12 protein-coding genes are annotated in these 11,906 nt (G+C 70.9%); 9 read left to right on the top strand and 3 right to left on the bottom strand.

The features are described 5' to 3' along the window. The first annotated feature begins 3 nt into the window (after window positions 1-3). Complete coding sequence (locus tag OHB13_RS08730) at window positions 4-675, top strand: response regulator transcription factor (protein ID WP_328376652.1); 672 nt, start codon at window positions 4-6, stop codon at window positions 673-675. 105 nt (window positions 676-780) lie between these two features. Here the strand turns inward: OHB13_RS08730 and OHB13_RS08735 are convergent, their stop codons facing one another. Then, on the bottom strand, window positions 781-2,748 hold the full coding sequence (locus tag OHB13_RS08735) for an amidase (RefSeq protein WP_266857744.1): 1,968 nt from the start codon (window positions 2,746-2,748) through the stop codon (window positions 781-783). 358 nt (window positions 2,749-3,106) lie between these two features. On the opposite strand from OHB13_RS08735, the gene OHB13_RS08740 reads away from it, so the two are divergent. From OHB13_RS08740 to OHB13_RS08765, 6 genes are all read left to right on the top strand, one after another. Next, the gene (locus OHB13_RS08740) at window positions 3,107-3,457 is read left to right on the top strand and encodes a hypothetical protein (protein ID WP_328376653.1); all 351 of its coding nucleotides are present in this window, start codon (window positions 3,107-3,109) and stop codon (window positions 3,455-3,457) included. A 207-nt stretch (window positions 3,458-3,664) separates the two neighbouring features. After that, window positions 3,665-4,036 (top strand): nuclear transport factor 2 family protein, encoded by a 372-nt coding sequence (locus OHB13_RS08745; protein ID WP_266857740.1) that lies wholly within the window; start codon window positions 3,665-3,667, stop codon window positions 4,034-4,036. A 117-nt stretch (window positions 4,037-4,153) separates the two neighbouring features. Continuing rightward, window positions 4,154-5,020 carry an Fpg/Nei family DNA glycosylase gene (locus tag OHB13_RS08750; protein ID WP_328376655.1) on the top strand — a complete coding sequence of 289 codons (867 nt, stop codon included), beginning with the start codon at window positions 4,154-4,156 and terminating at the stop codon, window positions 5,018-5,020. 62 nt (window positions 5,021-5,082) lie between these two features. Next, complete coding sequence (locus OHB13_RS08755; RefSeq protein WP_328376657.1) at window positions 5,083-5,847, top strand: (2Fe-2S)-binding protein; 765 nt, start codon at window positions 5,083-5,085, stop codon at window positions 5,845-5,847. A 216-nt stretch (window positions 5,848-6,063) separates the two neighbouring features. After that, window positions 6,064-7,440 (top strand): alpha-amylase, encoded by a 1,377-nt coding sequence (locus OHB13_RS08760; protein WP_328376659.1) that lies wholly within the window; start codon window positions 6,064-6,066, stop codon window positions 7,438-7,440. 211 nt (window positions 7,441-7,651) lie between these two features. Further along, entirely contained in the window at window positions 7,652-8,482 is an 831-nt protein-coding gene (locus tag OHB13_RS08765; RefSeq protein ID WP_328376661.1) for a putative protein N(5)-glutamine methyltransferase, read from the top strand. A gap of 144 nt (window positions 8,483-8,626) precedes the next feature. Here OHB13_RS08765 and OHB13_RS08770 read toward each other — a convergent pair whose 3' ends face one another. Beyond that, on the bottom strand, window positions 8,627-8,884 hold the full coding sequence (locus OHB13_RS08770; protein WP_266857733.1) for a hypothetical protein: 258 nt from the start codon (window positions 8,882-8,884) through the stop codon (window positions 8,627-8,629). 129 nt (window positions 8,885-9,013) lie between these two features. On the opposite strand from OHB13_RS08770, the gene OHB13_RS08775 reads away from it, so the two are divergent. Beyond that, window positions 9,014-9,373, top strand: coding sequence for an ArsC/Spx/MgsR family protein (locus OHB13_RS08775; protein ID WP_328376664.1), 360 nt, complete (start codon window positions 9,014-9,016; stop codon window positions 9,371-9,373). Between the two features lie 59 nt (window positions 9,374-9,432). On the opposite strand, the gene OHB13_RS08780 is transcribed toward OHB13_RS08775, so the two are convergent. Further along, window positions 9,433-10,404: a Gfo/Idh/MocA family protein gene (locus tag OHB13_RS08780; RefSeq protein ID WP_328376667.1), complete on the bottom strand. Its 972-nt coding sequence runs from the start codon at window positions 10,402-10,404 to the stop codon at window positions 9,433-9,435. A 154-nt stretch (window positions 10,405-10,558) separates the two neighbouring features. Here OHB13_RS08780 and glnII point away from each other — a divergent pair, with 154 nt between their 5' ends. Then, window positions 10,559-11,578: a glutamine synthetase gene (gene glnII / locus OHB13_RS08785; protein WP_328376669.1), complete on the top strand. Its 1,020-nt coding sequence runs from the start codon at window positions 10,559-10,561 to the stop codon at window positions 11,576-11,578. Window positions 11,579-11,906: the final 328 nt, after the last annotated feature.

Consider the following 11,906-nt stretch of genomic DNA (forward strand, 5'->3'; position numbering starts at 1 on the left):
CCGATGACCGAACGTGAGCCGTTCTCCGTGCTGGTCGTCGACGACGACTTCCGGGTTGCCGGGATCCATGCGTCGCTCGTGGACGGCGTACCCGGATTCCGGGCCGTCGCCACGGCGAACTCCGCCGGGGCCGCGCTGCGGGCCGCCGACGATGCCCCGGTGGACCTGGCGCTGATCGACCTCTATCTGCCCGACGGTTCCGGGATCGACCTGCTGCGCGGCCTGGCCTGCGATGCCTTCGTACTGAGCGCGGCCGCCGAGGGAACGATGGTGCGGCGGGCGGTGTCGGCGGGTGCACTGGCCTATCTGGTCAAGCCGTTCACGCCGGAACTGCTGTCCGAGAAGCTGCGCGGCTACGCCCGCTTCCGCCAGCTGACCGACGCGGAGATCGTCGACCAGGGCACGGTCGAGAGCGCGTACGCGGCACTGCGGAGCCCGCCGGCCACCCGTACGGCCCGGCATCCCGCCGCCCGCACGGTGACCGGCGACGCGGTGCTCTCCGCCGTACGGGGTTCGGCGTCCCCGCTGTCGGCGGGCGAGGTCGGTGCCCTCATCGGCGTCTCGCGCGCCACCGCGCAGCGCTACCTCGCGGGGCTGGTCACCAGCGGTCTCCTGAAGATGAAACTGCGCTACGGGACGACCGGGCGCCCCGAGCAGGAGTACCGGATTCCGTGAGCGGCAACCGGAACCGGAACACCCAACAGGCGCGGCTCCCAGGGGTGTTGGGCCCCCGGGAACCGCGCCCGCGCCACCCGTCGCGGTGGCCTTCGCCTTCGTCCGTCAGTGACGCACTGTCCGGGTCACCGTGACGTCCGCCGCGTTGACCAGGATGTACCGGTGGTTGAACTGGACCGTGTAGTAGCGCTTGGCCCCGGTGACCACCTGTCCTCCCTTGGGGAAGAAGTCCTGGCCGGCGACCGGCGGTTGGGCCGCCACATAGGCCTGGCCGACCGGGATCGAGTAGTTCTTCGCCGTCAGCGGGGCCTGCTTCGACGGGGAGAGCCCGGCCGGGTACTCGGACGGGTCCGGGTACGCCGTGCCGTACACCGGGGCGGCGGCGGTACCGGCCGGACTGAGGATCCGTGCGCCCGGGGCGGGTGAGGTGTTGCTGCCGCCCGGGTTGTGGATCCAGCCCTTCTGGCCGTCGTACCAGATCGCCGTCCAGTCACCCTGCTGACCGGCGACGACGAACTGCTGCCCGGCCTGGACGGTGACGCTCCAGTCGCTGACGCTGTCGGTGCCGCCCTTGGCCGCGGGGTCCGGGTGGACGACCGGGTCGAGGATCAGCGGGGCGTCGTCACTCGGTGCGCTCCGTACGAACAGGGCGCTCGACGGCGCGGTCACCGGCGTGCAGGTGGTGACCGCACCCGACGGGTCGTCCGCCGGGCAGACGGTGTACGTCTGCTGGTTGTTGCTGAACCCGGGGGTGATCGTCACAGCGGACCCGACGGGTCCGACACCGTGGAGGCCGGAGTCGAACGGGGCGCCGAGCAGCTGCATGAAGCGCGTCCAGTCCCAGCCGTCGGCCGGGTCCCAGTGCATACCCGACAGGGTGGCGTCCGACGGTCCCGGCACGTTGTCGTGGCCGAGGATGTGCTGCCGGTCCAGCGGGATACCGTACCGGTCGGCCAGGTACCGCACGAGCTTGGCGGTCTGCTCGTAGGCCGCCGTCGTGTACCAGTCCGCGCCGTGCGCGGAGAAGCCCTCGTGCTCGATCTGGACCGCGTGGAGGTTGCTGTCGTAGTTGCCGTCACCGAACGCGACGTCCTTGTCGGCCACCATCTGCGTGACCGCGCCGTCCGACGACCGCATCACGTACTGCGCCGAGGCGCCGCCCGGGGTCTGGAAGGTCTTGATCGCGTCGTCGTACGACCCCTCCGTGGTGTGGATGATGATCTGGTTGATCTTTATGCCGTTGGCGGGGCGGTCGGACACCTGCCCGTTGGACGGATCCGCCGGGACGAACTGGCAGTCCATCGACTGCGGGCATTCGGCCTGCGGCGACGAGGTGTCCTTCAGACGGAGCTTGCTCAGCTGACTGGTGACCGGCTTCGCGGACGGCACTGCGTGCATGGTGACGGCGGTGGTGGGCGCCGTGGCCGCCGTCGCCGCCTTCGATCCGGCGGGGGCCTTGGAGTCGTGCTTGGCGCCCGACGCGATGGTGGCGAACACGTCGTGAACGTACGACGTGGCCGCCTTCCGGTCCGTCATCCGGCTGTACTTGGCGATCGCCGCGGTCCACTGCGACGGGTCGGCGGACGTACTGCCGGTGAGCTGCTTCTGGTACGAGGCGAGAAGGGCGGCCCCACCCCGGATGTTGTCCCGCCGGTTGTGCTGGAGCTGTCCGGCCGGAACACCGGTCAGCTTCGCGGCGGCCTGCAGGGTGTGCAGTTCGGGGTGGTCGGTGAACGAGGTGAGGTCGGAGCGGCCCGATGCGCCGGCCGAACCGTCCGCCACCATCGCCGGTGTCACATCAGTGAGGTTCATCAGGCCCCAGCCACCGGTGTCGCTGTAACCGGTGTGCTGCTGCCAGCCGGACTCCTCGTGAGCCACGCCCTGGAGGACAGAGACCGGAACCTTGAACTCCGCAGCCGCTGCGTTGAAGTCGGCCTGCGCGGTGCTCGGCTGTTTCGCGTCGTCCTCGTTCCCCGCCTGGGCGATGGCAGGCAGGAAAGCGAGGGCTCCTGCGGCCAGGGTGCCGCCGAGGACGGCCGCCGGCAGCCATCGCTTCCCTTTTCTCTTGTGCAAGGGTGTTTCCTTCCGTGCAACTGACCCCGGAATGCCTTCGGCTGGGCGGCTGTCACTTCGCCCCACGGAGGCCGGGGATGGTGGGGGTATGGCGCTCGGGGTCTGCTCACGCACACCGGGGCGGGTCGGGTCTCCTGAGCGGAGACGGCCCCCGGTGTCCCGGCGCCATCTGATCTGTCACTTTGTCAGTTTCTAGTGACGGGGTGAAGAACCGGAGCCGTTCCGTCGGAAAACATTCACCGCGGCTCCTGATATGGAGGCAGATCGGGTGCTGCGGTGGTCCGCCGCAGTCCGCCCGCCCCCCCCTGACCGGGTTCGCGGTGAGGGCGCCGCCGGGGTGCCGTCGTAGGCTGCCCGGATGGCTTCCGTACTCGTTCTCGGTATTGATCCCCACGTGGTGCCCGGTATCGACGCCGACGGCGTTCGTGCGGCTCTCGACGGTGAGCTGGCCCGCTTCGGTGAGCTCGGCGTCGATGCGTCCATGGCGCTGATCGCGCTCGACGAGTCGGCCGGGCCCGCGATGGTCGCGGCGCTGGCAGGGCGCGCGTGGGACGTCGTGGTCGTCGGGGGTGGCATCCGTAAGCCGGAGCCGCTCCTGCCCCTGTTCGAGCAGGCGGTGAATCTGGTCCGGCAGCACGCGCCGCAAGCCGCCATCGCGTTCAACACCAGTGGGGGCGACAGCGTCGAGGCGGCCCAGCGGTGGCTGTGAGGGGCTGAGCCGCGTCGCGGCGCCGCACCCGGCTCACGACGCCCGTCGCCGCCGTCCGGCATCCCGGCGGACCGGCACCATTACCCCGGACGTAATCGACCCCTCCGCGCTCGCACGGCAGGCTGAAGCCATCCGAAGGCCGGGGGGCGCACTCCCCCGGGGTTTCGGTAACCGTCGCCCGTACGACCTGCCGGAGGCTGATCCACCATGTCTGTGCACGAGACCGCTGTCGCCCGTTACTTCGAGGCTTGGAACGCCGCCGGGCGGCCCGACGAGATCGCCAAGGCCGTGGCCGCCGCCTGGAGCGAGGACGGCAGCTATACCGACCCGCTGGCCGATGTCACCGGGCACGAGGGGATCGCGGCCGTGATCGCGGCGGCCGGGGAGCAGTTCCCCGGCTTCGAGTTCCGGCCGACCGGGACCGTCGACGGCCACCACGGCATCGCCCGCTTCAGCTGGGAACTGGTGTCCCTCGCCGACGGCTCGGCGCCCGTCGCCGGGTTCGATGTGATCGCGCTCGCGGAGGACGGCCGCATCCGTACGGTGCACGGCTTCCTGGACCGCGTCCCCGCTGCCTGAGCGAGGGCCTGGTAGCCCGGTCCGCCCCTCGACGGCGTACGAAGGGACACATCCGGCGCGGACCGGTCCGGCGGCTTCCGGCGGTCCGGTCGCGCCGATGCGAGGCAGAATGACGTTATGCCTGAATTGCCGGAGGTCGAGTCCCTCACCCGATTCCTGGGCGAGCACGTCGTCGGCCGTACCGTCGCCCGTGTCCACCCGGTGGCCATCAACGCGCTCAAGACCTACGACCCGCCCCTCACTGCGCTCGAAGGGCAGTCGTTCGACCAGGTGACCAGGCACGGCAAGTTCCTCGACCTCGGGATCGGCGGAGTGCATCTGGTCATGCATCTCGCCAGGGCGGGCTGGGTCCGCTGGAGCGACCGTCTGCCGGAGGCGCCGCCCCGTCCGGGCAAGGGCCCGCTGGCGCTCCGGGTCAGGCTGAAGGAGCCGGACGGCGCGGGGTTCGACGTCACCGAGGCCGGGACCCAGAAGCGGCTGGCGGTCTACGTCGTCCGGGATCCGCTGGAGGTGCCGGGCATCGCGCGCCTGGGGCCCGATCCGCTCGCCGGCTCCTTCACCCTGGCCGCCTTCACGGGCCTGCTGGAGGGCGAGCGCCGCCAGATCAAGGGCGTGCTGCGCGACCAGAGCGTGATCGCCGGGATCGGCAACGCGTACTCGGACGAGATTCTGCACGCGGCCCGGATGTCGCCGTTCCGGCTGGCCGCCAAACTCTCCGAGAAGGAGGTGGCCGCGCTCCACACGGCGATCGGGACGACGCTCGGAGAGGCGGTCGAACGGTCGCACGGGCTGGCCCTGCGCAATCTCAAGGCCGAGAAGAAGAGCGGTCTGCGTGTCCACGGGCGCGCGGGAGAGCCCTGCCCCGTCTGCGGGGACACGATCCGCGAGGTGTCCTTCAGTGACTCCGCGATGCAGTACTGCCCCACCTGCCAGACCGGCGGCAAAATCCTGGCGGACCGGCGGATGTCCCGGCTGCTGAAATAGCCCGGCCCCGTGACACCGTGGCTCGAACCGAACCACCGCCGTCGAACCCTCTGGTGCACCCCGTGACTGAAGCCTCCGCCGTACTCGCCCAACTGGACTCCGTAGGGGCGTACTTCACAGTCCGGTACGGCGAGAGGCCGGACCCGGATGGTTTCAGGCCGCTGTCGGATCTGTACGGAACGGACGGCGCCGGCGACGGTGGCGGCGCGGCCGACCCGCTCAGTGCGTATGTGCGTCTGTACGCCCGGCGGATGGGCACCGACCAGCTCCGGGTGGCCGCTTCCACCCTTCAGCTGGGTCTCGCCGCCCGCCTCTGGTCGGTCGCGCTCGGCACAGCCGTACTCGCCGGGCGGCTGCCGGACCTGACCCCGGAGCGGCTGCGGGTCCGCCTCACCGACGACGGTCCGCTCGAACTGTGGCTGCCCGTACCGGTACTCGCGCCGCAGGGACCGCAGCCGGACCACCCGGCCGGCGCCGTACTCGCGGCGGTGTACCTCGCCCATCTGCGCCCGTTCCACGCGGCCCTGCGGGCCCGGTACGGCCTCTCGCCGCACACCCTGCGGGGCAACGCGGCGTCCGCGCTGGTCGGGGCGGTGCGCGTACTGAACGGCCGGCGCCCCGAAGCCGAGGCGCGGGCCACCGCACTGGCGGCCGCCGTGCTGGCGAGCGAACCCCTCGCGGGCAGCGGCGATTTCATCGTCGAGGAGGGTCTCGGCTTCGCGTTCCTGCGCAACAACTGCTGCCTCTACTACCGGGTCCCGGGCGGCGGCCTCTGCGGCGACTGCGTCCTGCGGCATCCGCGCAGCAGCCGGCCCGCCGCCCGCTAGACCGGCGGCGGCCCGCCCCGGAAGAACCAGCTCCTCCATGAATCGGCAAGCATGAACCGGCAAGAGTTTTCTGCAACTTGCAGGAAACTTTTGCGCAAACTCTTGAAGTGCTCATGCCTTAGCGGCAGGCTCCTCTGCGTCTCCCCCCACGGTGGTCGACCGCACGCGGCCACTCCGGGACACCGCACTGCCCGCACAGCGAAGGAGCCGCAAACGATGCGCAACCGTCTGATCGGCACGTCCATGGCCGGGGTCATGGCCGCCGGCGGCCTGCTCGCCCTCTCCCCCTTGCAGACGCAGCAGGCGCAGGCCGCGCCTCCCGGCGACCGGACCGTCACCGCAACCCTCTTCGAGCGCCCGTACGCGGACGTCGGCAAGATCTGCACGGACTCCCTCGGCCCGGCCGGTTACGGGTACGTCGAGGTGTCACCCGCCACCGAGCACATAGCGGGCCCCCAGTGGTGGACCTCGTACCAGCCCGTGAGTTACCGGATCGCCGGGCGCCTCGGGGACGCCGACGCGTTCCAGGGCATGGTGAGCGCGTGCCACGCGGCCGGCGTCAAGGTGATCGCCGACGCGGTCATCAACCACATGTCGGCCGGGTCGGGCACCGGGACCGGCGGCACCCAGTACAGCAAGTACAACTACCCGGGGACCTACAGCGACCCGGATTTCCACACCTGCCGCCAGGACATCACCGACTACACCAATCGCGAGAACGTCCAGACCTGCGAACTGGTCGGCCTGGCCGACCTCGACACCGGCAGCGACTACGTCCGGTCCACCATCGCCGGCTACCTCACCGGCCTGCGGAAGATGGGCGTCGACGGATTCCGTATCGACGCGGCGAAGCACATGGCCGCCGCCGACCTGCAGGGCATCAAGAGCAAGATGGCAGACCCCGGGTTCTGGGTCTCGGAGGTCATCTACGGCAGCGGCGAGGCCGTACAGCCCGACGAGTACACGGGCCTCGGCGACGTCGACGAGTTCCGCTACGGCACCCACCTCAAGAGCGCCTTCCAGGGCGGCGACCTCAGCGGCCTGCAGAACGTCGCCGACGGAAAGCTGGCCGGTGACAAGGCCACCACGTTCGTCGACGACTGGGACACCGAGCGCAACGGGTCGACACTCAGCTACAAGGACGGCGACACCTACAAGCTCGCCAACGCCTTCATGCTGGCGCACCCCTACGGCTCGCCGAACGTCTTCTCCGGTTACGAGTGGTCCGACAAGGACGCAGGACCGCCCAGCGGCAGCGACGGCTGGACCAATATGCACGCGGACCCCGAGATCACCGGGATGGTCGGGTTCCACAACGCCGTCGGCGACGCGGCGTTGACCGACTGGTGGTCGCAGGGCAGCGCCATCGCCTTCGGGCGCGGCGCCAAGGGGTACGTCGCCCTCAACAACGGGGACGGCGACCTCCAGCAGACGTTCACCACGTCACTGCCCGGCGGCACGTACTGCAACGTCGCCAAGGCGTCTCCGGACAACTGCGCGGGCAACACCGTGACGGTCGGCGACGACGGCAAGGTCACCGCGACGGTCCCGGCCAAGGGCGTACTCGCTCTGGACACGGCCGCCACGTCGTAGGCCACAGCGGGGCGGCGCGACCGGTGCGGCTCGTGCGCCCACCGGCTGCGCCGCCCGCTCATGTACTGTTGCCCTCCCCACGACCCGTGGACCGTACCGAGGAGGTGAGCCCCATTACCGCTGTAGCAGGACGGGCGCTCCCCCTCACGGCCGTGCGGTTCATCTGACCCAGGTGACCGAGGGAGCCCCACAGGTATCCCGAAAGGCTCACATGCCGGTCCCACCGTCACATCTGTCGCATCCCTCACCGCCGTCACCTCAATCGCCGCTGCCGCTCTCCGCCGTCGTCACCAGGCTCCGGGCCGCGGGCTGTGTCTTCGCCGAGGACGAGGCGGAGCTGCTTGTCTCCGCCGCCCGCGACTCCGCCGAACTGGCCGCCATGGTCGACCGGCGCGTCGTGGGTCTCCCCCTCGAACACGTGCTGGGCTGGGCCGAGTTCTGCGGTCTGCGCATCGCTGTGGACGCGGGTGTCTTCGTACCCCGCCGGCGGACCGAGTTCCTGGTCGAGCAGGCCGTCGCCCTCGCTCCGCCCGGGGCCGTCGTCGTCGACCTGTGCTGCGGATCGGGCGCCCTGGGCGCCGCGCTCGCCGCCGCGCTGGACGGAGCCGAGCTGCACGCAGCCGATGTCGACCCCGCTGCGGTCCGCTGCGCCCGCCGCAATGTCGCCGGCGCGGGGGGCCGGGTGTACGAGGGCGACCTCTACGGCCCGCTGCCCCGGTCGCTGCGCGGGCGCGTCGACATCCTGCTGGCCAACGTGCCGTACGTGCCCACGGAGGAGATCGAGCTGCTGCCCGCCGAGGCCCGGGTGCACGAGGCGCGCGTCGCGCTCGACGGTGGTGCGGACGGCCTCGACGTACTGCGGCGGGTGACCGCGGCCGCGCTGCCCTGGCTGGCACCGGGTGGCCATCTGCTGTTCGAGACCAGCGAACGGCAGGCGCCCGCGGCCGTACGGACGGTCACCCGGGACGGGCTGGCCGCGCGGGTGGCCAGTTGCGCCGAGCGGTACGCCACGGTCGTCATCGGGACACGCGGCATGGACTGACGGTCGAACGGGCCGGATTCCGGGGGCCGTTCGGCCGGTGGGTGCGGGCTGACGTCCGCCCCCACCGGCCGAACGACTGGTGAAGCAGTCGGTGAAGCAGTCGGTGAAGCAGTCGGTGAAACATCGGTCGGGCAGGTGCTGTGCTCAGCGCCCGAAGCGGATCAGGACGCGCACCATCCGGCAAGTGGCGTCGGACGGCGGGTGGATGCCCGCGAGGGCAGCCGTGGAGCGTATCTTCCGGTTCGGTGCCTGATCCGGTCGGTAGACACCGGTGTCGAGCAGTGCGATGGCCAGGCGCATCGCCTTCAGCCTGCGGTTGTGCGAGACGTACCAGTCACGGGGCTTTCCCGCGGGCAGCTTCTTCTTGACCAGTGACTCCGTCGGGGACATGGCTACGGCCATCGGCGACCTCCAGGCGCTGGTGACGGGGCCCTTGCGGACCCTCACGAACTGCCCCCATTTTACTGCCGGGCACTGACAGAAGCCCCTGGCCAGAAGGGTCCCGGCAGCCTCTCACGTACCTTTGACCCCATGGAGATCTGGATCAATCCCGCGTGCTCGAAATGCCGCAGTGCGGTGGACCTGCTGGACGCGGAAGGTGCTTCGTACACCGTCCGCAGATACCTGGAGGACGTGCCCGGTGAGGACGAGATCCGGGCGGTGCTCGGCCGGCTCGGACTGGAGCCGTGGGACATCACCCGGACCCAGGAGCCGGACGCGAAGGCGCTCGGGCTGAAGGAGTGGCCGCGCGACGCGGAGGCGCGGGACCGGTGGATCGCCGCGCTGGCCGGGCACCCGAAGCTGATCCAGCGGCCCATCATCACGGCGGAGGACGGCACAGCGGTGGTGGCGCGTACGGAGGAGGCGGTCCGGGACGCTCTCGGGCGGTGAGTTCCCCCGGCCGGGCTGCCCGGCCGGGGGTTCAGCGGCCCTGCTGCGGCCACCGCCGGTCACTTCCCGGTCAGTTGCTGCTCCGCCTCCGCCAGGATCTCGGTCAGCCGCAGGCCGAACCGTACGTCGCACGGATGTGGTTCACCGGTCCGTACGGCCGCGAGCAGCGCGTCGACCGCCGCGGCGAACGGCACCCGCGCACCCCCGCCCCGGCGCTCCGGCAGCACCGCGACCCCGTGGGCGCCGCGGAACTCGACGGTGGTGCCCGCCGCTCGGGCCGGGGCGCTCAGGCTGAGCGTCGCCGAACTGGAAGCGCCCGAGGTGTGGCGCAGCGCGAGCTGGACGGTGTCCTCGGCGCCCCCGGCCGCTGTGACCTCCGTCGCGTCCCCGAGCACCGGCAACAGGACGGAGAGCGCGTGCGGGCCCACGTCCCACAGCCCGCCCTTCTCCCTGCGCCACGGGGATGCCGCGTACGGGCTGTCCGCTCCGGGCGAGAAGAGCGCCCCGAGCCACTCCGCGCGGCCGGTGAACCAGCCGTCCACAGCGGCCTGTCCGGCGATCCACTCGGCCACCCCCGGTGTGAAGCGCAGCGTGCAGAAGACCACGGACGCGACACCGGAGCGCTCGGCCGCGGCAACGACGTCGCGTGCGCCGGCGACCGTCGTGGCGACCGGCTTGTCGAGCAGCAGATGACACCCGGCTGCCGCGGCGCGGGCCGCGAGCGGGGCCTGGATGTCCGGCGGGAGAGCCACCGCTACCGCGTCGCTCGCCGCGAGGAGCGCGTCCACCTCGTCGTATGCGGTCGTCCCGTGTTCGGCGGCGAGCTCGTCCGCCGCCTCGCGCCGCCTGCCCCAGACCCCGCTGAACTCGATCTCCGGGTGGGCGGCGAGCGCGGGAGCGTGGGTGGACCGCGCCCAGGGGCCGGTGCCGAGGAGACCGATGCGCGGCCTCGTACGGGGTGGCTGCACGCTGGATGGCTGCGCAAGGGAAGGCTGCGTACGGGATGGCTGCGTACCGGATGGCTTCGTCATACCGGCCAGTCTCGGCCATCGGATCCGGGCCGGGAAACACCCCGTTCACAGTCGGGCAACGGCCGGGAAACCGCGGATTGCGATGCTGCCGCCATGGACCTGCCGCACTCGCAGGGCCGCACCAGCAGGGCCGCACCAGCGAAGGATGGCTTCCGTGACGTTCAAGGCCGAGTACATCTGGATCGACGGGACCGAGCCGACCGCCAAACTCCGTTCGAAGACGAAGATCCTGGCCACCGGGGAGGCGCCGCCGCTCTGGGGTTTCGACGGTTCGAGCACCGGCCAGGCGCAGGGCCACGCGTCCGACCTGGTGCTCAACCCGGTGTTCAGCTGCCCCGACCCGATACGCGGCAGTGATCACGTACTCGTCCTGTGCGAGGTCCTCAACACCGACCTGACCCCGCACTCCTCCAACACCCGGGCCGCGCTCGCCGAGGTCGCCGGGCGGTTCGAGGCGCAGGAGGCGATCTTCGGTATCGAGCAGGAATACACCTTCTTCGACGGCCACCGGCCGCTCGGCTTCCCCGAGGGCGGGTACCCGGCCGCGCAGGGCGGTTACTACTGCGGGGTCGGCGCCGACGAGATCTTCGGCCGCGACATCGTCGAGAAGCACCTCGACCACTGCCTCGCCGCGGGCCTGGGCATCTCCGGCATCAACGCCGAAGTCATGCCCGGCCAGTGGGAGTTCCAGGTCGGTCCGCTGTCGCCGCTCGAAGTGTCCGACCAGCTGTGGATCGCACGCTGGCTGCTCTACCGGACCGCCGAGGACTTCGACGTGTCGGCGACGCTCGACCCGAAGCCGGTGAAGGGCGACTGGAACGGCGCGGGCGCGCACACCAACTTCTCCACCCAGGCGATGCGCGAGGGATACGACGCGATCATCACCGCGTGCGAGGCGCTGGGCGAGGGCTCGAAGCCGTTGGACCACGTCAAGAACTACGGCGCCGGGATCGACGACCGGCTGACCGGTCTGCACGAGACGGCCCGGTGGGACGAGTACACCTACGGTGTCTCCGACCGCGGTGCGTCGGTCCGGATCCCGTGGCAGGTCGAGCGGGACCGGAAGGGCTACATCGAGGACCGCAGGCCCAACGCGAACGTCGACCCGTACGTGGTGACCCGGTTGGTCACCGACACCTGCTGCACCGCGCTGGAGAAGGCAGGACAGGTCTGAGCACCCGGAGTGCCTGAGTGCCTGAGTGCCTGAGTGCCCAGAACACTCTGCGCACCCGGGTACGCCTCCGCACCGCGTTCCCCACGGGGGCGCCCGCCGCACCGGTGGGCGCCCCCGTGCCGTTCCTTTGCCGGGAGCCCCTGCTGCCGGTCCGGCGCATCTGGTTCAATGGGCACATGGCCCGCCATCAGAACACCTCGACCGGTCGCTTCGACCTCGAACCGTTCTGGCCGTCCCGTCAGCATCACGACTTCGACCGAGTGTGTTGCCGTGCGACACAGGCGCCGGCCCTCTAACGCCTCTTCCGCTTCGAAGCCTTCGGCCGGCG

Origin of the sequence: Streptomyces sp. NBC_00440 (genome assembly GCF_036014215.1) — a bacterium.
Classification (GTDB): Bacteria; Actinomycetota; Actinomycetes; order Streptomycetales; family Streptomycetaceae; genus Streptomyces.